This window comes from Arthrobacter sp. NPDC058097, from assembly GCF_042884885.1.
In the GTDB taxonomy this organism is placed as follows: Bacteria; Actinomycetota; Actinomycetes; order Actinomycetales; family Micrococcaceae; genus Arthrobacter.
In genome coordinates this window covers 214,806-239,010 of the sequence record NZ_JBHVSZ010000003.1, presented here as the reverse complement: position 1 = coordinate 239,010, position 24,205 = coordinate 214,806, and the positions used below count along the sequence as shown (strand labels likewise).

Sequence of the window (24,205 nt, the reverse complement as noted above, 5' to 3'; positions counted from 1 at the left end):
TCACTCCTCCAGCTTGGAGCTGATCAGGCCGGCAACGTAGTCGGATGTCCGGTCGGCGGACCACGAGGCGGGTATCCGGAGCAGGGAACATGGCACATCATCCAAGGCCCGCCGCACCACGGCTGCCTTCTGGCTGAAGAATTCCTCCAGCGGAACCAGGCTGGTGGCGCCGAGGGCCTCGATCAGCCGCCGTGACACCACCGGGAGCTCGGAATGGAAGTTCCCGACAATGCGGGAGGTCATCCATTCACGGCTGCGTGTCTCAAGCCGGGCTTCGGAACCGTCGTAGCGTTCAAGGAAAATGGCCAGCCGGGTGAGCGCCGCCGAGGAGATGCCGTCCTGCCCGAAGACAAGCTCCGGATGGACCATGCGGTGCTCCGGGGACCAGCGGCGCGTGAAGGCGGCGGTCTTCGGATAGCGGACGATCACGGGATGGACGGCCGTGGCGAGGTGGGCCACCGTATTCGTGAGCCAGCCCGGGGCGAGGGGCTTGCGGGCGCCGCTGAACACCTCGGGGTAGATCTTGCGGTGGTGCGGTTTGAGGAACATCGGCTTCGCGTAGCCCATGAGCATGCCGTCGGCATCCAGGAACGCCCAGTCATCGGCCATGAACCGAACGCCGGGCATGGCAACGAGTTTCGCAACCGTGCTGGTCTTGCCCACGCCGCCCCACGCCGGGAGGAGGACCCCCGAGCCGCGGAAATCGACCACGGCCGCATGGATCATGGCGGCGTTCTGCCTGATGCAGAGCCGGTCCAGCAGGGGGATGACGGCGGTCAGCAGCTCGCCGCGGCCCTGGACCGAGTAACCGTCGGGGGTTTCCTGGACCTGGACGCGGTCCGCCGGGATGTAAAGCGACTCCGCGGTGAACCGGAAGGCGTCCTCGGCGTGCGACTGGTCCGCCACCTCCGCCGTTTCGGCGCTGACATGCAGCCGGAGCGGTGCCCGGGACGGACCCAGGAACGGGGCGAGCATGTCCCGCAGCTGCGCTTCGCCGGGGGTTTCGGGGGCGACGTCGATACCCACGAGGCCGTGGACATCGAAGCTGGTGCCGGTGGACGGGACAGAATCCCGCACGAATTCTTTTTCGGACTGGCTCATGCCCCGTGCCTTCCAGCGGTCTCGGTGGTCTTTGCCGTGTAGGCAGGCGTGTACTGCGGGTACATCGGGATCATTTGACTTTCCTCCAGCTGGCGTGTGGCTCGTGCGGCGCGAGGCCCGCGTCCGCCGGATCAAGGGGCAGGCGGCGTCCGCGGATGTACCCGCAGGTGGTGACCGCCAGTACAGCCACCGTGGCCATTGCGCGGCGCAGGCCGGCGGGGTCCTTTCCCCGGATCCTGCCCGCTATGCCTGAGGCCACGGCACGCGGCAGCACGCTGCGCACGTACCGGCGCTCGGGCCCCAGAGCGCGCTTGTGGCCAACGATCTTGCTGACCATGGCTTTGGAAATTCCCTCGGACCAGGCGCGCCGCAGCATGTAGCTGAGCGTGCCCCGCTGGGCCGGAACAAAATGATTCACCAGGGCAGCCGGCTCGTACACCACGCGGCCCCCCGGCGAACCGATGACCGCGCGGATGCAGATCTCTGTCTCCTCGCAGCCGAGCGGCAGCGAGTTCTGGCGCCCCAGGGACGTGTTGAAGCCGCCCACCACCTGGAGAACCTGGGAACGGAAGGACATGTTGGCGCCGATGACGTTGCGCACTTCGGCGGCCACCTTGGGCAGGCCGCGGTGCGTGCAGCCGATGATCCAGTCCAGCTCCTCGCCGAAATAGTCCGGCCGGCCCGTTTCCCAATCCGGCAGCACGCGTCCGCCCACGGCCAGCACGTCGGGGTCGTCGTAGAGGGCCGTCAGCCGCTCCAGCCAGTCCGGGGCCGCTACTGCGTCGTCATCAAGGAAGGCTACGATGCCGGCCGTTGCCGCCGCGGCGCCTGTGTTCCGTGCTCCGGAGAGGCCCTTGGGGCCGGTGTTCTCCAGGATCACGACGTCGTCGACCGTAAAGATGAGCCGCTTGTAGAGGTCCACGTTGTAGTCCACCACCAGGATGGTCTGCTGAGGCGGCACCGTTTGGACGCGGACGGATTCGACGGCGGCCATCAGCCGGTCCCACCGGTCTTCCGTGTAGGAGCAGATCACCACCGAAACGGCCGGGAGCCCTTCAGCGTGGTTCACCTTAATCACCCGCTATCAGGCCAAGGACGGTTGCCGGATCCGTCGGAATGTGGGGGAGGGTCATGCTGGGATACCTGTATTTCACACGCCTGAGCGACTCGGGCCTGGCGCCCGCCGTGGGGGCTTCCCAGCCCACGCATTCACGGGCCAGGGTCCGCAGCACCCGCCATCCGTCGCGGAAGGTATGAAGATTGGAGTTACCGGAGATCCGGGTCAGTTCGTTACTGGGTACCTCGGCGATCCGCAGGCCGGCCCTGGAGGCGCGGACGATCAGCTCGGTCTCAATTTCGAACCCTTCCGACTCCAGCTCAAGGATCTGCAGGCATTCGCGCCGCATGGCGATGTAGCCGTAGCAAAGATCCGAATAGTTGCTGTGCAGGACGAGGTTGGCCAGCCGGGTCAGGGCGCGGTTGCCGGCACTGCGGAGCAGCGTGATGTCCTCGGAACCCCCGCCGGTGACATACCGGGAGCCCTTGACGAAGTCGAATTCATGCTGGAGCGGCGAGATGAACCAGCCGATTTCCTGCGGATCCATGCTCCCGTCGGCGTCCAGCATGACGATGATGTCCCCGGATGCCGCGGACAGCCCCGCCCGCACTGCGAAACCTTTGCCGGCCTGGGGTTCGGAGACCACCACGACGTCCAGGCGCAGCGCGCGGGCCACGTCGACGGTGCTGTCCAGAGATCGCCCGTCGACAATCACCACCTCGTCCACATACGAGGGCATGCGTCGAAGGACCCACGGAAGGTTCAGGGCTTCATTGAGGGTGGGGATCACCACGCTGATGGAGGCCAGGGGTACCGGTACCGCATTTGGTGCACTAACAGATGAAACTTGTATAGGGATGGTCACTAGCCTCACCACTCATTGGAGTCGTATGCCTATGCCCCTCCCGAGCAGCCTTCCCGCCTGGATACGGGAAAATAGAAGCGCCTGCTGCTGCGGTACTGGCAACTTTGCTTGCACTCCCCCTCGGAACATGTTCGGCCCGGCAACTTGTAAAAAGCTTGGGGCCGCTTGAGCAAGCCCCAGTTTTAGGGGTCGCAGAATCCTTGGTAGCTCCAAGTCTCCGGTGTCACACTTGCCCCATGGTTAACTCAGCCCACGGGAGGCACCGTGGGCGCCGCAATCTGCGACGTCCCTTCGGGCGGCTTGCTGTGCTCGCAGCGGTGGCCGCGCTGACCGTGTACGGAACAGTGGCCACGGAGGCGCAGCGGGCACCGTCGGACCGGGGGCCTGCCGAGGAACCATCAGCGACGAAAGCGGCCACTGACCCGGCTGCCCGGCCCATTGTGTCTCCGTCCCGGGCGGCGGGCGCAGCCGAGCCCGCCCCGCCGTCGCCCTCATCGCCGGCGACCTCCAGGCCCGGACCATCCCGGGCCGCCGCCCCGGCACCTGGCCCATCGCTCCCCGCGCCGCCCTCGACAGGCGCCGCGGCGCCGCCCGCGCCGAAGCCCCTGACCGCGACCGTGCCGGCAGCTGACCCCAAGCTGCACGAACTGCCCACGGGTGACCTGCCCGGGTGGAAACAGGTGTTCCGGGAGGACTTCGGCCAGGGGAGTGTGCCAATTGGCGGGTTTCCGGGCCCCGCGTACGCTGCGAAGTGGAGCGCCGGGTACGTGGACGGCACGCCGGACACGGCGGGGCAGCGGGGCGCGAAATCGGGCTACTACCCGTCCAAGGTGCTCAGCGTGAAGAACGGCATGCTGGACTGGTACCTGCACACGGAGAACGGCGTTTCGATGGGGGCCGCGCCCACCCCGAAGATTCCGAACAGCAGCGTGAGTCCACACCGGGACAACAGCTTCCTGTACGGGAGGTTCTCGGTGCGGTTCAAGGCTGATCCGCTGCGCGGCTTCAAGACGGCCTGGCTGCTGTGGCCGGACAGCGGCATCTGGCCCCGCGACGGCGAACTCGACTACCCCGAGGGGGACCTCTCCACGAAGTTCTACGGCGCAGTGCACAAGATGGGAAACGACCCCTACGCCACCGATGTTTTCTCGTCCGGGACCACCTTCACGCAGTGGCACGTCGCCACGATGGAGTGGAGTCCGGGCAAGGTGGAGTTTTTCCTCGACGGCCGCTCGATCGGTGCCGGAGCCTCCAAAACCCCGAACATCCCGATGCACTACATTCTCCAGACCGAGGCCTGCCTGTTCGGCTGCCCCAAACCGGAGACGGCCGGGCACGTCTATCTGGACTGGATCGCCATCTGGAAGCGGGGCTAGGGGCTACTTCCGTCCGATCTCGAAGCTGTCCGTGAAGGTGTAGCCGGCCGCCGGAACGAACCGTGCCGAGAGCCGTTTCGCGGTGGCCGTCACGTCCAGGGTGCCGAGGGCGGCGTCGCGGTTTTTTCCGGACCAGGCAGCAAAGTAAGGGGATTCCGGGTCCTGGCCGCTGACGTCATAGAGACCCACGCCGCCGGTACCCACGGTGGCGAAGACTGTTCCGGCGCCCTGGACCAGGGCGCTGTCCGAATCGGCGATGCAGCCCCCGGAGAAGGTGTCCGGAACCAGCGCCGGGCAGCCCTGGCCGCGGCCCAGCTGGTGGCTCCGCTGGTAATTGTGGTCATGGCCGGTCACCACCAGGTCCGCCTTCTTGTCGATGAGCAGGTTGGTGAAGTCACGCCCCGCCTGGCAGTCGTACTTGCCTACGCTCAGGCACGGCGTGTGCATGCCGACGACGGTCCACGGGATCCTCCTGGACCTCGCACCGTCAAGCGCAGCTGCCGTCCACTGCCAGCGCTCGCTGCCCCTCGAGTAGTCGAGGGTGTGTCCGTCATGGAACTCGATCCCTGGGGACACCATGATGAAGCGCACCAGCGGGTCGCGTTCCGGATAGTCCGCATACCACTGGACTCCATACTCGCCCTGGAGCCCGGGCAGCCTGTTGGGCAGGCACTTGACGATGTTGGCGATGTCGCCGTCGTGGCCGTCGCTCTCGTGGTTTCCGGTCACCACCTGGTAGGGGAAGTTTCCGCCCAGCTTGCCGGTGACCATGTCACAGAACTCCTGTTCACGCCCTGCCTCGTAGGAGAAGTCCCCGAGGGCCAGGCTGAGCTCAGGATGGAGGCCGTTGATTGTGTCAAGCACCTCCCGTGCGCCCGTGCTCAGCCCAATGTCGCCCTGGGCTGTGAAGTGGACGGCGGCGGGTGCTGTGGCGGACGCGGAATCCGTCGGCGACGAGGGCCCGGCCGGGGAGGAGGGGTCAGTGGGGCTGGACGGCGCGGTTGCCGGCGGCCCGGACGTCCCGGGCGGAACCGGCGTTCCCGACGGCGGCACGGGCGGGCCGGATTGGCAGGCGGTGAGCAGCAGCGCCAGCGAGAAAACGGCCGGAGCCACGCCGGACCATGTCCGCGGTTTCGACAGTCCAGTCATGATCCCTCACATCACGGAACTGAGCCTGATGCCGCTGCAGGCTGGGGAACGGTATTTACTGCTAGGCCTCAGGGTAATGCCCACAGGCCCCCCAGACCACACACCGGCCCCGGCGAGGATTGCGCTGACAGCATCCGTAATGAATACGACAAATGTTGTCACTGCGCGTACGCTCGCAGTCGGACCTCTCGCACCCAACGCTAAGGAGCCCCACGTTGAAGACCGCGAAAATCCTGGCCACGGCCGCGGCCGGTGCAGCGCTGCTGGCTCCCTTACTCTGCGGCCCGCCGGCCCAGGCCGCAGTGACCCAAGAGATACCTGCCCAGGGGCTGCCGGCCAAGGCGATGCCGGCCCGGGGCGTGCCCGGCAGAGATGCGCCGGCGCCTCATGGCGACGGTACGTTCAGCAGGGACATCGCCGGTGGCAGTACCACCACAGTTTCAGCCGCCCCCTTCGCGGCGCAAGTTTCCTTTGATTCCGCAGGCACCAGTGTGGGATGCACCGGCAGCGTGATCGCTGCCAGTTGGGTCATCACGGCCAAGCACTGCAACTCCACGAGCCTGAGGTCGGTCCGGCTGGGCACCAGCCACCTCGGAACCGGGGGCGCCGTCCGTTCGGTCGCCGGGCGTTACCCTGCCCCGGCCGGCGATGTCCTGCTGCTGAAGCTGGCCACGCCGTACTACGGCTCCTACGTGGGCCTGTCCGGTTCCTTCCCCGTCACCGGAACGGCCGCGAAGGTCTATGGCTGGGGGTATCAGTCCGAAGGGTCCGGTGCCATGTCCTACTACCTCAAGGCAGCGGACGTCTCGGTGGTCTGGCAGGGCGTGGACAACTATGGCGGCCCGTCTGTCCGGACGCGGTCCGAGAGTGGCCACACGCTCAATGGGGACTCGGGCGGGCCGCTGATCGTGAACGGCAAACTGGCCGGGGTCCTGTCCACCTCTGACATCCTGCCTGCCCCGAACCCCTCGAACTACACCGGCTACTACAACGACCATGCCTCCGTGGTCCGCAACCTCGCCTGGATCACCAGCGTCTCGGGGGTTCGGGGCTCCTAGCGCTTGCATCCGGGCAGGCAGGTTGCATCCGGGCAGGCCGGCTACATTCCTGGCAGATCGAGGGTCTCGTACACCTGGATGCTGGCGCCGGGCATCATGAGGTGCGGGTGCCCCTCGAGCAGGGCCAAGGCGCCGTCCATGTCCTCCGCCTGCAGGATGCTGTAGCCACCCACCTGCGTGTTCGTATCCGTGGCGCCCGTCTGGGTCACTTCCTTGCCGGCGCCCAGGGGCTGGCCCATGTCCACGATGCCGCTGCCGGCCCGGGATGCCCACTCCATCCACGCCTTCATGCCCTCCTGCGCGGCCTCGGGGGAACTCTCCGCCATCTGCGATTGTGCCGACTGCGGTGCGTTGTAAAGAACCACAAACTTCTTCATTGCCGGTCCTGTCTCTGGGGTAGTTTCTCTGGGGTAGCGGCAGCCACAGGTCGATCCTAGGGGGATTCGGCCAGCGGCGATACAGTTCAAGGGCCAGCCTTCACGGAAAATTCGCCCGCCCACCAGAGGGCATTTCGCTGTGGGAAAACTTGGCCGGGAAGACCCGAAAAAGATAAGTTGAGCGTAGTAGACTCAACTTAGCTAAACCGTCTTCGAAAGGAGCTCTCTTTGGACGTCAAATTCACCACCAAGAGCCAGGAGGCTCTTTCGGCTGCCGCCATGAACGCCTCCACGGCCGGGAACCCGCAGGTGGAACCTGCCCACCTGCTCAAGGCGCTGATGGATCAGCGGGAGGGCGTCGCCGTCGCACTCCTCCGCGCCACCGGTGCGGACCCGGACGCCGTCAGCGTGCAGGCCAGCACCGCCATCAAAGCCCTGCCCGCAACGTCCGGAAGCTCGGTCCAGCAGGCCCAGCTGTCCAGGCCCTCCCTGCAAGCGATCCAGAACGCGCAGAACGAGGCCGACAAGCTGGGGGATTCCTTCGTCTCCACCGAGCACCTGCTGCTGGGTCTCTCGGCGGGAAGCGACGGCGTGGGCAGGCTGCTGCGCGACGCCGGCGCGTCCCACGAGGCACTGGCGGCCGCCCTCCCGGGTGTCCGCGGCGACCGCAAGGTCAACTCGCCCGATCCGGAGAACACCTTCCAGGCCCTGGAAAAGTACGGCACCGACCTCACCGCCGTGGCGCGTTCAGGAAAGCTCGATCCGGTCATCGGCCGTGACAGCGAAATCCGCCGCGTCGTGCAGGTGCTCAGCCGCCGGACCAAGAACAACCCCGTGCTGATCGGCGAGCCGGGCGTGGGCAAGACCGCAGTCGTCGAGGGCCTCGCGCAGCGGATGGTGGCCGGCGACGTGCCGGAAAGCCTTCGCGGGAAGACCCTGATCGCCCTGGACCTGGCCTCCATGGTGGCCGGCGCGAAGTACCGCGGGGAGTTCGAGGAGCGGCTCAAGGCCGTCCTTGAGGAGATCAAGAACTCCGACGGCAGGATCGTCACATTCATCGATGAGCTGCACACCGTGGTGGGTGCCGGGGCGAGCGGCGAAAGTGCCATGGACGCCGGCAACATGCTCAAGCCCATGCTGGCCCGCGGCGAGCTGCGGCTGATCGGCGCCACCACCCTCGACGAGTACCGCGAGAACATCGAGAAGGACCCTGCCCTGGAGCGGCGCTTCCAGCAGGTGTACGTGGGGGAGCCCAGCGTGGGGGACACCATCGGCATCCTGCGCGGTCTGAAGGAGCGGTACGAGGCGCACCACAAGGTGGCCATCGCCGACTCCGCCCTGGTCGCGGCCGCAACGCTCTCCAACCGCTACATTTCCGGCCGGCAGCTGCCGGACAAGGCGATCGACCTCGTGGACGAGGCCGCCTCCCGGCTGCGCATGGAGATCGACTCCGCCCCGGAGGAGATCGACCAGCTGCGCCGCGCCGTCGACCGGCTCACCATGGAGGAGCTCGCCCTGCAGGGCGAGACTGACGCCGCGTCCGTGGAACGCCTCGCTGCGCTGCGGGCCGACATGGCGGACAAGAAGGAGCAACTGGCCGGACTCAATGCCCGCTGGGAGGCCGAGAAGGCCGGCCTGAACCGGGTGGGCGACCTGAAGGCAAAGCTGGATGAGCTGCGGTCCACGGCGGACAAGGCGCAGCGTGAAGGTGACCTGGAGACGGCGTCCCGGATCCTCTACGGCGAAATTCCGGCCCTGGAACGCGAGCTGAACGACGCCGCCGAGGCAGAGGCCGCCGTGGCCGACAAGTCCGCCCTGATGGTGGCGGAGGAGGTTACTGCCAACGACATCGCGGAGGTCATCGCGGCGTGGACCGGCATCCCGGCCGGCCGCATGCTCCAGGGCGAAAGCCAGAAGCTGCTGCACATGGAGGAGGAACTCGGCAAGCGGCTGATCGGCCAGTCCAAGGCCGTCACCGCCGTGTCCGACGCGGTGCGCCGTGCCCGGGCCGGCATCAGCGACCCCAACCGGCCCACCGGTTCCTTCCTGTTCCTCGGCCCCACCGGCGTCGGCAAGACCGAGCTCGCCAAGGCGCTCGCGGACTTCCTGTTCGACGACGAACGCGCCATGGTGCGGATCGACATGTCCGAGTACAGCGAGAAGCACTCCGTGGCGCGCCTGGTCGGTGCGCCTCCCGGTTACGTCGGCTACGAGGAAGGCGGCCAGCTCACCGAGGCCGTCCGCCGCCGGCCGTACTCCGTGGTGCTGCTGGACGAGGTGGAGAAGGCGCACCCCGAGGTGTTCGACATCCTGCTGCAGGTGCTCGACGACGGCCGCCTCACCGACGGCCAGGGCCGCACCGTGGACTTCCGCAACGTGATCCTGGTGCTCACCTCCAACCTGGGCAGCCAGTTCCTCGTGGACCCCACGCTGGATGCGAACGCCAAGCGCAACGCGGTGATGGCCACGGTGAACGCCTCCTTCAAGCCCGAGTTCCTGAACCGGCTGGACGAGGTGGTGCTGTTCGATCCGCTGTCCGTCGAGGAGCTCGCCCGCGTCGTCGAGCTGCAGGTGGCGGAGCTGGCCAAGCGCCTGCACGAGCGGCGGCTCTCGCTCGAAGTCACCGAAGGCGCGCGCTCCTGGCTGGCGATGTCCGGCTTCGACCCGGCCTACGGCGCCCGGCCGCTGCGCCGCCTCGTGCAGCGCGAAATCGGCGACCGGCTGGCCAAGGCCGTCCTGGCCGGTGAAATCTCCGACGGCGACACCGTCCTGGTGGACACCGCCGCAGACCTCGGGGAACTCACCGTGGCGGGGCTGGAGGCAGGTCCCGACGGCGGCGCGTCCCTGGGCAGCGGTCTCACCGTCCGCCGCCGGGACTAGGCCGCTACGGGAGCAGGCTTGCCTTGATGATGTTGCCGGACGCGGTGACGTAGCAGTCCACGCGGCGGTCGCCCTTGGCCCAGCTTGCCGTGCTCGGGTAGGCGAGGCGGTAGTTCAGGTTGTAGGCGTTGGACTTCTCCGTCAGGGCCGCCGTCTGGCACGTCTCCCTGGCTCTGGTCTTCAGGGCATCCCGGCCCGGGTAGCCGTCACCCCCGGCGTAATGGGTGACCGCCACCAGTTGCGCGGAATGGTCGGTGGTGCACGCAACGATCGTCGACTTGGACGCTTCGGGGTCGAAATCCTTGAAGCAGTCTCCTACCCGGAAGTCCAGCGGGCCCACGCTGGCCAAAGGCAGGCTCGGCCGGGGAGACGCGGCCGGCGGCGCGGCGGATGGCTCCGCCGCGCCCGCCTCGGGCCGGTTCGCCGACTGCATGGTGGCACTGGCGAGGAGTGACGTCAGGAGCCATACGAGCAGGCCGCCCGCCACCAGGAGCGCAGCGAGGAAACCGGCCTTGAGCAGGGTTTGCCGGACCTCGGGCCGTGCGAGCCGGGAACGGATCGATCCAACGAGGCCTTTGGGCTGTGCCGCATCGTCCTGGGCCGCGCCGTCGTTGGCTTCACTGTCCCGGACTTCGCTGTCCTGGGCTTCACTGGGTCGGGATTGTGCCGGCTCGGCCGTTGGCCCGGGCCGCACGGCGACGGAGCGGGCCGGCCCACGTTCCCCGTCGTGGCTGGGATCATTCTCACTCATATGGGGCGGCACCCCTTCCTGGCGTTCGCTCGGCGGCGGGCATCAAATGCAGTCGTTCAGGAGACTCTATCGAACAAAAAATCCCTGCGAGCCCCGGATTGCCGCCCAGAAGGAGGCTGAGTCGGCCTCCGGAGGCCCGCGTGGCAAGCAGATGCCGCCGAAAGCATGTAATCTAGGGGTACGACAAATTGACCAAACATTCCGGGGCCTCACCGATCGCCAAAGGTGACCACCTCCGGTCCAAGTACAAAAGGGGGTCACGCCATGGGGCGCGGCCGTCAAAAGGCAAAAGCTACCAAGCAGGCTCGGGACATCAAGTACTACTCCCCGAACACCGATTATTCGGCCCTACAGCGTGAGCTCACGGGTCCGGGAAGTCGTGCCACGAGCCATTTCGCGAATGAACCGGTTGAGCCGGACTATTCAGCCTACGTGGATAAGTACGCGGACGATTTGGATGAAGACGACGACGAGGTAGACAGCCGTCGTATCGGTTAGTCGTTCCCGCTGAACTGCCGCAAGGCAGTTGGCTTGCACGCCGCCGTCGTACACCTCCTGGGTATTTCCCGCATTCGGGTTGCCCGTTTTCCTGCCTGATCCGGACGTCTGGTCATGGCCAGATATCTGGCGCAGGGGATAGTGCGGTGTTACCACAAATCATCAGGCCCGTTGGGCACGCCAGTTTTTGGTGTGCCCAACGGGCCTTTTTGCGTTTCCGGGTCGGCGCCCGGGGAGGCCTTGACCAAATGCGTTAGTGGTGGCTAACGTATTAAGCGTGCTAGATCCCCTCGAAGTCGCGGCCGAACCGAACCGGCGCCGGTTGCTGCAGCTGCTGGCAGCCGGCGAGAAGACGGTGACCGAACTCGCGGGCGAATTTACCGTGAGCAGATCCGCCATCTCCCAGCACCTTCTCCTCCTCGAACAGGCCGGGCTGGTGTCCGCACGCAAGGAGGGCCGGAACCGGTTTTACCGGCCCGATCCGAGGGGCATGAACGAACTCCGCCGGTTATTTGACCAGTTCTGGACCCATGAGCTGGACCTGCTGGTTGCGGACGCCCACGAACTCTCCCAATCCGAACTCCCCACGTCAAAGGAAAAATCATGACTTTCGACAAGACAGTTGTTGTTCCGCTGGACCTAGACCAGACATTCGCGCTGATCACGCAGCCGGAGCGGCTCCGCCGGTGGCAGACCGTTGCCGCGCGCGTCGACCTGAGGGTCGGCGGCGAATATCGGTGGACCGTCACACCCGGGCATCACGCCACCGGTTCCTTCATTGAAATTGAACCCGGAAAACGCCTCGTCTTCACCTGGGGCTGGGAGCAGAGCGCAGAGATGGCTCCGTCCGACTCGGTGGTGTCCCTGACGCTTGAACCGGTCGACGGCGGCACGTCCGTCCGCCTGACCCACGCTGGCCTGGGCGAGCAGCAGGAAGCAGCCCACGCCGAGGGCTGGAACCACTACCTGGACCGTCTGGTTGCCGCCGGCACGGCGGGCGACGCCGGTGCAGACGAGTGGGCGGCGGCGCCGGACCCAATCAACGAGCTCACTGCCGCGGACGCCACGCTGGCAGTGCTGCAGCGCGTGCTGCGTTCCGTCACCCCGGCCCATCTCGAAACCCAGACCCCCTGCGCCGACTACAACGCCGGCCAGCTCCTGGACCATGTGGCAGGCTCCATCAGCGGCATCGGCCAGGCCCTCGGCGTGCAGGTCTCCGACGACTCCACCAAGGCGCCGGAGGCCCGCATCGCAGACCTCGCCCAGCCGGTGCTGGAAGCCTTCTACCGGCGCGGACTGGAGGGGACCGTGGACATGGGCTTCGCGGAACTGCCTGCCACCATGGTGGCCTCCATCCTCAACCTGGAGTTCCTGGTTCACGCCTGGGACTTCAGCAAGGCCTTCGGCGCCGACCTCAGCGTTGCCGACGCCCTGACTGATTACGTGGAGGTGCTTGCCCAGCAGACCATCAGCGAGCAGGTGCGCGCAGGCGGCAGCTTCGCCCCGGCCCGGCAGGTGGCCGAGACGGCGGGCAGCCTGGAGCGGCTGGTTGCCTTCACCGGACGGGCTGTGCACGCCGGAGCCTAGAAGAATTAGGCTGGGGGGACTTCAGCCAACGAAAGGTACGGACGCATGGTTCAGCGCAGCGGGTACAGCCTCGGAGAGCTCTGCTGGGCGGACGTCCAGACACCGGATGTGGCTGCCGCCAAGGCGTTCTATGCCGCCGTGTTCGGGTGGCGCTACGAGGACCTGCCCACCCCCGACGGCCGCAGCTACGCCAAGGCCTTCCTGGATGACGACCTTGTGGCGACGGTTGCACCACAGCCGCAGCAGGGCGGTGCGCCCCGGCCTGCACACTGGAACGTCTACTTCGCCACGAACGACGCCCGGTCCACCGCGGAGGAAGCCGACCACGCCGGCGGCACGGTGCAGTTCGGGCCGGAGGAGATCGGGGACACCGGAACCATGGTGTTCGTGGAGCCGCCGGGCGGGGGTGCCACCGGCGTGTGGCAGGCCGGTACCCATCCGGGCAGCGGGCGGCACAATGAGCCCGGTGCCTTCGCCTGGGCCGAGCTGATCACGCCCGAGCCGCAGGCCGCCGTCGGATTTTTCCAGCAGCTGTTCGGCCACGAGGTCACCGAATACCCGCAGGACGACGGCGGAACCTACACCACCCTGATGGTGAACGGCGCGGAGGTGGCGGGGGTCGCCCCGGCTCCGGAAGAGGACGACGAAGACGGCGAATCCGGCGGCCGCGGCTGGCAGGTTTACTTCGGCGTCTCCAGCGTCAAGGAAGCGGTGCTGTCTGCCGTGGCTGCCGGAGCCGAGGTTTTGGTGGAGCCGGAGTTCGACGACGACGGCGGCACCATCGCCACCCTGCGGGACCCGCAGGGCGGAGTGTTCAGCGTCCTGGAGGTCTAAAACAGATCGAGTGCTCCCCACCGGCACCCTCGCCTCGCAAGCTCGGCCAGGGAACCCTGCCGGCGTGGGCCCAACCGCCCTTATGAAGGTTCAAAGGGCGGTTACGGAGTACTCGACGGTTTGGGCTGGTGGGGATTACGCGTAGGCGTTGACCAGCTGGACGGCGCCGCCGTCCACGCCCTTGGCGCCCTGCACGTAGTCCGGGCCGGTCTTGATCACGGCGTCGGAATCGGCGCTGACGGCACCCATGATCCAGGACGGCAGGCCACGTTCGTTCAGGCGGGCCACGGCGGCGTCCGCGGCTTCGGCGGACACTACGGCCACCATGCCGACGCCCAGGTTCAGCGTGCGCTCCAGGTCGGGCAGCGGCACGCGGCCCAGTTCGGAGACGAGCTTGAAGATGGCGGGCAGCTCCCAGGTGGAGCGGTCAACGGTGGCCACGAGGCCCTGCGGCAGGACACGCGCCAGGTTGGCGGCCAGGCCGCCGCCGGTGACGTGGCTGAAGCCGTGCACAGCCTTGTCAGCCGTGACGGGGAACGCCCGGGCCAGGTCCAGGCAGTCGGCGGCGTAGACGCGGGTGGGTTCCAGGAGTTCCTCACCCAGCGTGCGGCCGAGTTCGGAGACCTGGCGGTCCAGGGCCCAGCCGGCGTGGTTGATGACGCGGCGGACCAGTGAGTAGCCGTTGGAGTGCAGGCCGGAGGAGGCCATGCCGATCACCACGTCACCGGCGCGGACGCGGTCCGGTCCGAGCAGCGCGTCAGCCTCGACAACACCGGTGGCGGCACCGGCGACGTCGTACTCGTGCTCGCCCAGCAGGCCGGGGTGCTCGGCGGTTTCGCCGCCCACCAGCGCGGTGCCGGCCACGGAGCAGGCGGCGGCGATGCCGCGGACGATGTCCGCGATGCGCTCCGGGACCACCTTGCCGCAGGCGATGTAATCGGTCATGTACAGCGGCTCGGCGCCCACCACCACGATGTCGTCAACCACCATGCCCACGAGGTCGTAGCCGATGGTGTCGTGGATGTCCATGGCCTGGGCGATGGCCACCTTGGTGCCCACGCCGTCCGTGGAGGTGGCGAGCAGGGGCTTCTTGTAGGTCAGGAGCCTGGAGACGTCGTACAGGCCTGCAAAGCCGCCGACGCCGCCAATCACCGATGCGTTGTGGGTCGCCTTGACGGCGTCCTTCATGAGCTCGACGGCGCGGTCGCCGGCCTCGACGTCCACACCGGCGGCCGCATAGGTGATGCCGGCGTTGTTCTGGGCAGCATTCATGTCAGCAGTGGAGGAAGCGGAAGTCATCAGGACTCTTTCTTGTCAGCGCCGACGGTCGCAGCGTCGTGGTGGAGGTCGGGCACGCGGTCGGCGTCGGTGAGCAGGTTCTCGAGCTCGGAATCCGGTCCCGGGTCACAGCCCGTGGCGCCAGGCTTTTCCGCGGGGTCCTCGGTCACCGGGATGCTGTCCGGGTTGCCGGGGGTGGCGGCCGCCGGTTCGATGGCGGCCTCGGCGGCAGCGTCCGCTGCCGGGCCGGCGGCAGGTGCGGCGCCGGACGCGGCAGGCAGTCCGCCCAGGTCAGTGCGCTCCAGCAGGTTCTTGCCGAGCTTGTCCGCGCCGGGCAGCTCGATGGGGTACTTGCCCGTGAAGCATGCCGTGCAGAGCCGTTCGCGGGGCTGCTGGGTGGCGCCGATCATGCCGTCTTCGGAAATGTACGCCAGCGAATCGGCGCCGATGGCCTGGGAGATCTCCTCGATGGTGGCGCCGTTGGCGATCAGCTCTGCCCGGGAGGCGAAGTCGATGCCGTAGAAGCAGGGCCACTGGACGGGCGGGGAGGAAATCTTGACGTGGACGGCGGCGGCGCCGGCCTCGCGGAGCATCCGGACGATGGCGCGCTGGGTGTTGCCGCGGACGATCGAGTCATCCACCACCACCACGCGCTTGCCGCGGATCACGGACTCCAGGGCGTTGAGCTTCAGCCGGATGCCCAGCTGGCGCAGCGTCTGTGAGGGCTGGATGAATGTGCGGCCCACATAGGAGTTCTTGACGAAGCCGTGTGCGAACGGGATGCCGGATTCCTCGGCGTAGCCCACGGCCGCGGGGGTGCCGGATTCGGGGACGGGGATGACGATGTCGGCGACCTGCGTGTTCTCGCGGGCCAGCTGGCGGCCCATCTCCACACGGGATTCGTAGACGGACCGTCCGGCGATGGCGGCGTCGGGTCGCGCGAGGTAAACGTATTCGAAAACGCAACCGGCCGGCGTCGGGTCAGCGAAGCGGCGGGACCGCACGCCCTGTTCGTCGATGGCGATGAACTCGCCGGGCTCGATCTCCCGGATGAAGCTGGCGCCCACGGTGGCGAGGGCGGACTGCTCGGAGGCCACCACCCAGCCGCGCTCCAGGCGGCCCAGGCAGAGCGGGCGGATGCCGAAGGTGTCGCGGGCTGCGTAGAGCGTGCCTTCGTCCATGAAGACGAAGCAGAAGCCGCCGCGGATCTTGGGGAGCAGTTCGAGGGCGGTCTCCTCGAGGGATTTGCCCTCCTCGCCTTCCAGCAGCGCCGTCACCAGGGCGGTGTCGGAGGTATTGCCCTGCTTCATTTCGCCGCTGAGCTGGCCGCCGTTGCGCTCATGGATCATGGCGTTGAGTTCGGCGGTGTTGGTGAGGTTGCCGTTGTGCGCCAGGGCCACCGTGCCGGTGGCGGTAGCGCCGAGCGTGGGCTGCGCGTTGGCCCAGTGGCTGGCTCCGGTGGTGGAGTAGCGGCAGTGGCCCACGGCCAGGTGCCCGGTCAGGGTGTTAAGCGTGGTCTCGTCGAAGACCTGGGATACGAGGCCCATGTCCTTATAGACGTTGATCCGCTTGCCGTCGCTGGTGGCTATACCAGCCGACTCCTGACCGCGGTGCTGCAGCGCGTACAGCCCGTAGTAGGTAAGTTTTGCTACTTCTTCACCTGGTGCCCAGACGCCGAAGACGCCGCAAGCGTCCATCGGGCCTTTTTCGCCAGGGAGAAGATCATGAGAAAGTTTTCCATCGCCGCGTGCCACTGGTCGATTATCTCACGTCATGAGGTAAGGAAATTCCGGCCGCCGGATTATGACTGCTGGCCGGGCTTGCCGCCGTCGTCCGGAGTGCTTTCCGGTGCCGGGCCCGGCTCCGGTGCCGGTTCGGTGATTATTTCCCCGCCTGCGGCGGGATGTTCCGTTTCCGGCACGGCTTCCACGACGCCGCGGCGGGCACGGCGGACGCTGGCCCGGTCCAGCACAAGGGCGGCAATTGCGCCGAGAATCACACCGGCGGCGGCGCACGGCACCATGAAGAAGCCGTACACGGCGCCGCGGTCGTAGCTGGCATCGCCGGGGAGGGCGTACGCAATGACCGCCGCTGCGGCGAAGCCCACCAGCCCGCCCAGGATCAGGAAGGGCACATACTTGGGCGCGCGTCGGACGGTGATCTCGCGCCGTTCAGGAATCCCGTGTTCGGGAAATTCGCGCTGTTCGGGGGTGGGCTGGTCGGAAGACATGCCATCTAGCCTACTGTCATCGCGGCCACCGGCCTGCGCCGGTACGTTCAGGCCTCCAGCTGTGTTCAGGCCTGCGGTCCCGCCGGCACCAGCCGCTGCCGCTGTTCGCCCAGGAGCTGCCCGCCGGACATCCGCATGACGTCCCCGGCCTGCAGGTACGGGAAGCGTCCGGACAGCGCCACGCCCTCCGGGGTGCCTGTGGTGATGAGGTCTCCGGGTTCGAGCACCATGTACTGCGACAGCCGGCGGACCAGTTCGGCCGGTCCGAAGACCATGTCCGCCGTCGAGCTGTCCTGCCGGACCTCGTCATTGACCCATGACGCCAGTCGTATCTCCTCCGCCTGCACGTCCGCGGCGGGCACCAGCCAGGGCCCCACCGGGTTGAAGGTGGGGCAGGACTTGCCAAGGGACCACTGCGGGCCGGAGTGCTCCAGCTGGTACTCGCGCTCGGAGACGTCGTTGGACAGGACGTAGCCCGCGATGCAGTCCGCCGCCTCGGCGTCGGAGGCCAGGTAGCTGGCACGCCGGCCGATGACCACGCCCAGCTCCACCTCCCAGTCAACCCGCTGCGCCCCGGGCGGAATGACGACGTCGTCGTCGGGACCCACCACGGTGTTTGGATGCTTGAAGAAGATGATGGGACGCTCCGGCACCGGCAGACCGGATTCGGCAGCGTGTGCAGCGTAGTTCAGCCCCACGCCGATCACGGCGCCGGGCCTGGCGATCGGTGCACCGATCCGTTTGCCGTCCACCGTCACCCGGGGCAGGCCGGTCAGGTCCAGTTCTGCCAGCTGGCCGGTCCAGGCCTGCAGGAAGTTCCCGTCAATGTCCTGGGTTACCGGCCGCAGGTCGTAGGCCTGGCCGTCGTCATCGATGACCACCGGAACCTCGTTGCCCGCCTGGCCAATGCGCATCAGCCGCATTCTGTCTCCTTTCAGCTGCCTCGGTAGGTGGAGTAGGCGAACGGGCTCAGCAGCAGCGGCACATGGTAGTGCTCGGTGCCGGTGACCTCGAAGACCAGGTCCACCTCCGGGAAGAACGTCGTGCCGCCCTGGCGGGCGTAGTAGTCGCCGATGGCGAAGTTGAGCCGGTAGTTCCCGGGGGCCAGGGCCTCCGGCCCAAGGTCCTTCGCGCGGCCGTCCGCATCGGTGGTGCCGCGGCCCAGCTCAGTCCAGCTGCCGCCGTCGTGCGCGTAAAGCACGACGGCGATACCGGCCGCCGGGCGGCCGGCGCCGGTGTCCAGGACGTGGGTTGTTACGTGGGAAACGCTCATTCGGTGATCACTCCCTCCAGGCGGAGCAGTGCGATTTCGCGGAGCTGCTGCGCGACGATGGCGTCTTCCTGCGCCGGGGTGTTGGCCAAGCGCTCGTTCAGCGCTGCCAGGATTTCTGCGGCGGTGCGGCCGGCGGCGCGGATCAGGAAGACCCGGCCGAACTTCTCCTCGTAGGCACGGTTGCCGCGGGCCAGGGCATCGGCCACCTCGGCGTCTGCCGGGTCAACGCCTGCCTGCTCGGACCGGGACATGGCGGCCTCGGTGGTCTTTGCGGCGGGGCGTTCACCGATCCTCGGGTGGTGCGCCATGGCGCCTTCCACCTCTTCCGGAGTGAACGGTGCGGCGGCAGCGCGGGCTCCGTCAAGGAGCTCCTGGCGGGAGGCGAACGGGCGCGCAGCGGCGATCTGGTCCACCCAGCGCGGGACGTCGATGCAGGGACGCAGGACAGCGTCGGCGGCGTCCCTGTCCGCGGCATTGAATTCGGCAAGCTTCACGTTGTGATCCTCAGGCAGATGCTGGCATCCATGGTGACGGCTATGCGGAGGCCGGATACTCTCCCGGCGATCGACACCCAACGCTTGGGAGTGTCGAGTTCCGCATCATGGAACTGTTATTTCAGCATACGTAATAGTGAAGCGGAGCGGGTCCGCCGGTGTCAAGAGACTACAGCAGGGTTGAGCTTGGCCGGATAGTATCGGCGTCGGGGGGACTTGACGCTGGGTCGGAGTCCCGCGCGGCGATAGGGGACGGATGAAAGGCAGCGGCGCTCGGACGCTCCCGGAGCAGGATATTGACCGGCAGGCAGCGCTGCAGGCCTATGGGCTCCTGGGCGATCAGGAGGGCATCACCGTCCCGCCCGTCAGCGGCAGTTCCCCAGCCGATTCCGCCCGCACCGCCGCGGCCCGCACCGCCCTGGACAACCTCGTGGACCTGGCCGCCAAGCTCTGCCACGTCCCCTTCAGCGTGGTGAATGTGATTACCGCTGACGAGCAGCGCCAGATCGCGGCGTCGGGCGTCGAACCGGGCATTTGCTCCCGTGAGGACTCGATGTGTGCCCGGGTCTTCCTGACCCGGGAGACCACCGTGGTCAGTGATGCGTCCGAGGACCCGCGCTTTGCCAATAATCCGTTTGTGACCGGCGAGATCGCCCGCGTCCGTTTTTACGCCTCGGTGCCGCTGGAGACTGACTCGGGCCTTGTGCTGGGCTCGCTGTGCGTTTTCTCCGAGGCCCCGGCAAACCCCGAGCCGGAGCAGATCGCCATGCTGGAGCTCCTCGCCCAGCAGGCTGTGGAACTCCTGGAACTCCAGCACCGGACGCTGCAGCTGAACGTGGCGCTGGATGAGGTGCGGCGGAGCAACGCCAAGCTGGGCGAGTTCGCTGGCCGCGTCAGCCACGACCTGCGCATTCCGCTGACCACGATCCTTGGCTACGTGGAACTGAGCGAGGACGATCCGGACATGCTGCCGGAACACCCGGCCGCCGAGTATCTGCAGCTCATCGGCGCCAGCGGCAGGCGCATGCTGGCCATGCTCGAGGACGTTCTTGACTATTCGAAGGTGGGCGGAGCCCTGCATCCGCGGCCCGTCTCGCTGCGCGGGGCCGCCGCGGACGCCGCGCGGGATCTCGGCATTCCGTTCGGTGCCGGGGCCATGCTGGACTCCGACGACGCGCAGCTGCACGCCGACCCGCTCCAGCTGCGCGCGCTGCTTCAGAATCTGCTGTCCAACTCCCTGAACTACCGCAGCCCGGACCGTCCCCTGGAAATCCGGATCAGCGCCGTTTCCAACTACCACGGGACCGCGGTCCTGATGGCGGACAACGGCAAGGGGATCAGGCCGGAGGACAGGGAACGCGCGCTGGAGCCGCTGGTCCGCCTGCACAGGGAAGGGGACGGCCAGGGCTCCGGGCTTGGCCTGGCCACCTGCAGGCGGATCGCGCAGGCGCATGGGGGTGACCTGACGCTGACGGAGACCCCCGGCGGCGGGACCACCGTGGTGCTGACCTTCCCTGCCGCACCGTGAACAGCGCCGTGGTCCGCGCGCTCCTGCTGGTGCTCCTGCTCGTGCTGCTGCCGGCCACTTCGGCTGCGGCCAGCCCGGCGCGGGCTGGCACCGAGCCTGCCGCGGGGCCGGCCTTCGGCGCGACTGCTGATGCCGGGGGAGGCCCGCTCTTCGGCGCCGCCCTGGAGTGGGGCGAGGACAGTGCCGCCGGTTTCGCGGAACGCCTGGGCGCCACTGCGGCCATCTTCGGCCACGACATCGCCTTCCCGCTGCAGGAAGCCGAGAAGGTCCACCTCCGCGAATTCTTCCGGCAAAGCGACTCGCAGGGAGCCCACGCCCTGCTGACAGTCAAGCCCTCGCGGTCCCTGGACCAGTTGTCCGCCGGGGACGCCGCAGCGTTTGCCCGGACGGTGGAACAGCTCAGCACCGGTTTCCAGGGCACGCTGTACATCAGGTTCGCGCCGGACATGAACACCAGCTGGGTCTCCTGGGGCCAGCAGCCGGAGGCCTACCGGAACGCGTTCCGGGACGTGGCCGCAGCCTTCGAATCCGAGGACGACGCGGGAACCGTCATGGTGTGGCAGCCGTTCCTGGGCCGCGACTACCCGTTCCAACGGAACCGCAACGCCCCCGCCCAGGGGTCGGGCGGCTTCAGGCTGCTCGACACCAACGGCGACGGACGCTGGGACGGCGCCGATAACCCCTATTCCCCGTACTACCCTGGCGATGACGCCGTGGAGTGGGCCGGCCTGGGCGCGTACCACGACGACACCGGCGGGGCCACCGCCGTCAACACCCTTCCGCCCGACGGCGAGCTGGCCGGCATGCTGACCGGCAGCGGCGGCCGCGGCGGCTACGGTGACTTCTACGCGGACTACGTGCAGGGCCGCAGCAAGCCGCTGATGCTGCAGACGGCCGCATTCTTCAGCTCCACCACCGGCGGCCCGGCAGAATCGGAGATCAAGCTGGCCTGGTGGAACCAGGTACTCGACGTCGCCTCGTCCGCACGGTTCGGGAAGATCGGCGCCGTTGTCTGGGACGAACGGACCAGCACCCGCGACACCGGGGTGGCAGCGATCGACTGGCGGCTGACGGGGCAGCCCGGCATCGCCTCGGCCGCCGGCGCGAGGCTGGCGGACTCAGCCCTGGTGACCGGGCCGGTGACGGTCCGAGGCGGGCTGGCCGGCGACGAGTCAGGCGGCGTAGGGAAAGTCCTCGGCGGAATCGGTGCGTGGACGACGGCGGGTGCCCTGGCCGCCGTCGTGGGCATGCTTTGGCTGCTTCCGCGCTTCCTGCCCCGGGCCGCCGGCTGGGCGTACGGCGATCCCTCCCCGCGCGATTCCCGGGTGGACTTCCTGCGCGGCCTCGCCATTGTGTTTGTGGTGGTCAACCACGTGGGCATGACCTCGCTGTTCCAGCTGTTCACCCAGGAAGCCGTGGGGTTTGTGTCCGGCGCGGAGCTCTTTGTGCTCTTCTCGGGGCTGGTGCTGGGCATGGTGTTCGGTCCCCGGGTGAGGGACAGCTTCGGTGACGTGGTTGACCACACCACCAAGCGCGCCGGCAAGCTCTATGCCACAGCCCTCGTGGTGTTGATCGGGGTTTTCCTGATCTCCCTGGTTCCCGCGATCAACGCCGACACCCTGACGTCGTTCGTGGACCAGGGCACGGGGGCGGCCGGACGCGGCGGAGCGGGCCGCTCCTACGACCTGTACGCGGGAATGGAGTCGCTGCTGCACTTCCCGGTGGCGCCCGAGGTCATTCCGGGCATCCTGCTGCTGAAGTTCGGCCCCTGGCAGTTCAACGTCATGGGACTGTACGTGATCCTGCTCCTGGCCAGCCCGCTGGTCCTCTGGGCCCTGTCGCGCGGAAAGGTGCTGTGGGTGCTGGCCGCCACCACGGCGCTGTACGCGGCCGGGGCCATCTTCCGGATCCGGCTCCTGCCGTCCGAATTCGAGGATTCCTTTCCACTGCTGGTGTGGCAGGTGCTGTTCATCCTCGGCATGGTGGCCGGCTACCACAGGCGCCGGATCATCGGCTGGATGGCCGCCCATTCGTGGGTGGTGGCGGCGTGCACGGTATTGGCTGCGGGTCTCGCGTTCCTGGCCTGGGGCAACCCCTACCTTGCCAACAGCTACGACGTCCGCGTGGCCGTCCTGCCGGACACCACCTACCGGGCGCTGTACGACGCGTACTTCGGCCGGACCTACCTCGGCGTGGGACGGCTGCTGAACGTCATGGTGCTGGTGGTGGCCGCTTACGCGCTGCTGACGGCGTACTGGAAGCCGGTCCACCGGGCAGTGGGCTGGTTCCTGATCCCGCTGGGCCGGGCCACGCTGTACGTCTTCATCATCCATGTGGCCCTGATCGCCGTGATAGCCAACATCCCGGCCCTGCAGGAGGGCCGGGTGCTGTTCAACACCGCTGCCTACGCGGTGATCCTGGCGCTGCTGTGGGTCATGGTCAGGACCAGGTTCCTGTTCCGCATCATCCCCACCTGACGGCGCCTACCTGGCTAGCCCCGGCGGGCGGCCAGGGCGTTGCGCAGGGCGTCCGCCGCGGCCGTGCTGCTGTTGATCCGCCAGTCGGTCTCCTTGTTGAAGTGGAACCAGGTCAGGGCAGTGACGTCACCCTGGGCGGCCAGATAGCCCACCAGGGACGACGTCCATTCGGCCTTCGACCCGCCCTGTTCAGCGGATGATGTTTCGCCGATGAGGATCTGCTTGCCGGGAGCCAGGCCGCGGAGTTCCGCCAGGCCCTGTCCGAACAGCTGGGACGGCGAGACCCACGTGCTCCATGACGCTGAGGTACCCCAGTTGTAGCCGTCGAGCGCCACGGCGTCCACGTACGAAGCCCCGGGGTAGAGGGTGTCCAGCGGAGCGGAGCCCCAGTACGGAACGTTCGGGTTCCACACCCAGCTGACGTTTGCGGCGCCGGTGGAGGTGACGACGTCGTGGACGTGCCGCCAGGCGGCAACATAGTCGCCCGGGCCGTTGACGTTGAGCTGTTCGGACCACGGGTACCAGTTGCCGTTCATCTCGTGGCCGAAGCGCAGCATCACCGGATGGCCCCAGTTCGCCAGCGCCTGCCCCCACTGCCGTAGGTAGGGATCAAAGTCGCCGGCGGTAATGCGGTCCAGCGAGTAGGCCGGCTGGGACGTGCCTCCGCCCCAGGACCACGGCTCCCACGTCAGGAGCACCACGGCCCCGCGGCTCCGGGCGGCCTCGAGTTCGGCGAGTGGCGGCGCCTGGTTGAAGTCCTTGTAGGACAGGATGATCGACGGCGCCTCGCCGGTCAGGGCGGCCACCTCGTCCAGCTCCGCCGAAGCGAGCGGCCCGCCGGGGGTGCCCACCCCGAACCGCAGGGCGGACGTGCTGGGCTGGAGGAATGACGGCGCAGACGACGTGGATCCCTCAACTGTGGCAGACCCGCCGGTTGGGGCAGATGCCGGGGCCACCTGCGCAGCCGGATCGGCGGCGGAGGGGGAGCTGTAGGTGAGGGTGAAGGGGGCCGAGGCGCTCACCCTGCCGGACACGGCCGTGACCGGAACCACCAAATCGGTGCTCTCCGGAATGACGAGGGAAGCGGTGAAATAGCCCGATGCGCTGGCCCTGAAGGGCGCCGAGTTGGCCCCGGCGCTGAGCGTTCCGGAACCTTTCTTGGGGAACCCGGTCCCGGTCACGGTGACAGTGGTGCCGGCGGGGCCGGAACCGGTGTCGAGTTTGATGGCGGCCGTGGCGGCCTGCGCAGGGGCGATGCCGGCCGCTGTGATGCCAGGCAGGGCAACGCAAAGGGCGGCGATGACGGTGGCAAGGAATCTGGGCAGTCTCATAGCCGCTCAAGGTACCGCCAACATCTCGGCGCATGCGCTGCAGGAGCGCAGCATCAGCCAA

General features: G+C 67.8%; 22 protein-coding genes. 9 read left to right on the top strand and 13 right to left on the bottom strand.

The window, feature by feature from the left end:
- From ACFVTE_RS07580 to ACFVTE_RS07570, 3 genes are all read right to left on the bottom strand, one after another.
- On the bottom strand, positions 1 to 1,101 hold the full coding sequence (locus tag ACFVTE_RS07580; RefSeq protein WP_387098776.1) for a hypothetical protein: 1,101 nt from the start codon (positions 1,099 to 1,101) through the stop codon (positions 1 to 3).
- 70 nt (positions 1,102 to 1,171) lie between these two features.
- Positions 1,172 to 2,170, bottom strand: coding sequence for a glycosyltransferase (locus ACFVTE_RS07575; protein WP_387098774.1), 999 nt, complete (start codon positions 2,168 to 2,170; stop codon positions 1,172 to 1,174).
- 1 nt (position 2,171) lies between these two features.
- On the bottom strand, positions 2,172 to 2,951 hold the full coding sequence (locus ACFVTE_RS07570) for a glycosyltransferase family 2 protein (RefSeq protein WP_387098772.1): 780 nt from the start codon (positions 2,949 to 2,951) through the stop codon (positions 2,172 to 2,174).
- Positions 2,952 to 3,259: 308 nt separating this feature from the next.
- Here ACFVTE_RS07570 and ACFVTE_RS07565 point away from each other — a divergent pair, with 308 nt between their 5' ends.
- Positions 3,260 to 4,399 (top strand): family 16 glycosylhydrolase, encoded by a 1,140-nt coding sequence (locus tag ACFVTE_RS07565; protein WP_387098770.1) that lies wholly within the window; start codon positions 3,260 to 3,262, stop codon positions 4,397 to 4,399.
- 3 nt (positions 4,400 to 4,402) lie between these two features.
- Here the strand turns inward: ACFVTE_RS07565 and ACFVTE_RS07560 are convergent, their stop codons facing one another.
- Positions 4,403 to 5,548, bottom strand: a complete 1,146-nt coding sequence (locus ACFVTE_RS07560) for a metallophosphoesterase (RefSeq protein WP_387098768.1) — start codon at positions 5,546 to 5,548, stop codon at positions 4,403 to 4,405.
- 215 nt (positions 5,549 to 5,763) lie between these two features.
- Between ACFVTE_RS07560 and ACFVTE_RS07555 the strand changes: the two genes are divergently transcribed.
- The gene (locus ACFVTE_RS07555) at positions 5,764 to 6,606 is read left to right on the top strand and encodes a S1 family peptidase (RefSeq protein ID WP_387098766.1); all 843 of its coding nucleotides are present in this window, start codon (positions 5,764 to 5,766) and stop codon (positions 6,604 to 6,606) included.
- A gap of 41 nt (positions 6,607 to 6,647) precedes the next feature.
- On the opposite strand, the gene ACFVTE_RS07550 is transcribed toward ACFVTE_RS07555, so the two are convergent.
- Positions 6,648 to 6,983 (bottom strand): YciI family protein, encoded by a 336-nt coding sequence (locus tag ACFVTE_RS07550; protein WP_387098764.1) that lies wholly within the window; start codon positions 6,981 to 6,983, stop codon positions 6,648 to 6,650.
- A gap of 228 nt (positions 6,984 to 7,211) precedes the next feature.
- Between ACFVTE_RS07550 and clpB the strand changes: the two genes are divergently transcribed.
- Entirely contained in the window at positions 7,212 to 9,863 is a 2,652-nt protein-coding gene (clpB, locus tag ACFVTE_RS07545) for an ATP-dependent chaperone ClpB (protein WP_387098762.1), read from the top strand.
- Positions 9,864 to 9,867: 4 nt separating this feature from the next.
- Here clpB and ACFVTE_RS07540 read toward each other — a convergent pair whose 3' ends face one another.
- The gene (locus ACFVTE_RS07540; protein ID WP_387098760.1) at positions 9,868 to 10,614 is read right to left on the bottom strand and encodes a septum formation family protein; all 747 of its coding nucleotides are present in this window, start codon (positions 10,612 to 10,614) and stop codon (positions 9,868 to 9,870) included.
- Between the two features lie 264 nt (positions 10,615 to 10,878).
- Between ACFVTE_RS07540 and ACFVTE_RS07535 the strand changes: the two genes are divergently transcribed.
- The 4 genes from ACFVTE_RS07535 to ACFVTE_RS07520 all read left to right on the top strand — a co-directional run bounded on the left by ACFVTE_RS07535 (position 10,879) and on the right by ACFVTE_RS07520 (position 13,533).
- Entirely contained in the window at positions 10,879 to 11,112 is a 234-nt protein-coding gene (locus ACFVTE_RS07535) for a DUF3073 domain-containing protein (protein ID WP_003803040.1), read from the top strand.
- Between the two features lie 277 nt (positions 11,113 to 11,389).
- On the top strand, positions 11,390 to 11,719 hold the full coding sequence (locus ACFVTE_RS07530) for an ArsR/SmtB family transcription factor (RefSeq protein ID WP_387098758.1): 330 nt from the start codon (positions 11,390 to 11,392) through the stop codon (positions 11,717 to 11,719).
- Positions 11,716 to 12,699 carry a TIGR03086 family metal-binding protein gene (locus tag ACFVTE_RS07525; RefSeq protein ID WP_387098756.1) on the top strand — a complete coding sequence of 328 codons (984 nt, stop codon included), beginning with the start codon at positions 11,716 to 11,718 and terminating at the stop codon, positions 12,697 to 12,699. The genes ACFVTE_RS07530 and ACFVTE_RS07525 overlap by 4 nt, the downstream gene beginning before the upstream one ends.
- Positions 12,700 to 12,744: 45 nt before the next feature.
- The gene (locus ACFVTE_RS07520) at positions 12,745 to 13,533 is read left to right on the top strand and encodes a VOC family protein (protein WP_387098754.1); all 789 of its coding nucleotides are present in this window, start codon (positions 12,745 to 12,747) and stop codon (positions 13,531 to 13,533) included.
- Positions 13,534 to 13,668: 135 nt separating this feature from the next.
- Here the strand turns inward: ACFVTE_RS07520 and purM are convergent, their stop codons facing one another.
- From purM to uraD, 6 genes are all read right to left on the bottom strand, one after another.
- Positions 13,669 to 14,832: a phosphoribosylformylglycinamidine cyclo-ligase gene (gene purM, locus ACFVTE_RS07515; protein ID WP_387098752.1), complete on the bottom strand. Its 1,164-nt coding sequence runs from the start codon at positions 14,830 to 14,832 to the stop codon at positions 13,669 to 13,671.
- Positions 14,832 to 16,565: an amidophosphoribosyltransferase gene (purF, locus tag ACFVTE_RS07510; RefSeq protein ID WP_387098750.1), complete on the bottom strand. Its 1,734-nt coding sequence runs from the start codon at positions 16,563 to 16,565 to the stop codon at positions 14,832 to 14,834. The genes purM and purF overlap by 1 nt, the downstream gene beginning before the upstream one ends.
- A 47-nt stretch (positions 16,566 to 16,612) precedes the next feature.
- Positions 16,613 to 17,041 (bottom strand): hypothetical protein, encoded by a 429-nt coding sequence (locus ACFVTE_RS07505; protein WP_387098748.1) that lies wholly within the window; start codon positions 17,039 to 17,041, stop codon positions 16,613 to 16,615.
- Between the two features lie 65 nt (positions 17,042 to 17,106).
- Positions 17,107 to 17,964 carry a fumarylacetoacetate hydrolase family protein gene (locus ACFVTE_RS07500; RefSeq protein WP_387098746.1) on the bottom strand — a complete coding sequence of 286 codons (858 nt, stop codon included), beginning with the start codon at positions 17,962 to 17,964 and terminating at the stop codon, positions 17,107 to 17,109.
- A gap of 11 nt (positions 17,965 to 17,975) precedes the next feature.
- Complete coding sequence (gene uraH, locus ACFVTE_RS07495) at positions 17,976 to 18,314, bottom strand: hydroxyisourate hydrolase (protein WP_387098744.1); 339 nt, start codon at positions 18,312 to 18,314, stop codon at positions 17,976 to 17,978.
- A complete protein-coding gene (gene uraD / locus ACFVTE_RS07490) occupies positions 18,311 to 18,808 on the bottom strand; it encodes a 2-oxo-4-hydroxy-4-carboxy-5-ureidoimidazoline decarboxylase (RefSeq protein WP_387098742.1) in 498 nt (165 codons plus the stop codon). Before uraD ends, uraH begins: the two co-directional genes overlap by 4 nt.
- Positions 18,809 to 19,064: 256 nt before the next feature.
- Here uraD and ACFVTE_RS07485 point away from each other — a divergent pair, with 256 nt between their 5' ends.
- Both ACFVTE_RS07485 and opgC read left to right on the top strand, forming a co-directional pair.
- Positions 19,065 to 20,336, top strand: a complete 1,272-nt coding sequence (locus tag ACFVTE_RS07485) for an ATP-binding protein (RefSeq protein WP_387098740.1) — start codon at positions 19,065 to 19,067, stop codon at positions 20,334 to 20,336.
- Entirely contained in the window at positions 20,333 to 22,813 is a 2,481-nt protein-coding gene (opgC, locus tag ACFVTE_RS07480) for an OpgC domain-containing protein (protein ID WP_387098738.1), read from the top strand. Before ACFVTE_RS07485 ends, opgC begins: the two co-directional genes overlap by 4 nt.
- A gap of 14 nt (positions 22,814 to 22,827) precedes the next feature.
- Here opgC and ACFVTE_RS07475 read toward each other — a convergent pair whose 3' ends face one another.
- Complete coding sequence (locus tag ACFVTE_RS07475; RefSeq protein ID WP_387098736.1) at positions 22,828 to 24,144, bottom strand: glycoside hydrolase family 26 protein; 1,317 nt, start codon at positions 24,142 to 24,144, stop codon at positions 22,828 to 22,830.
- Between the last annotated feature and the right edge of the window lie 61 nt (positions 24,145 to 24,205).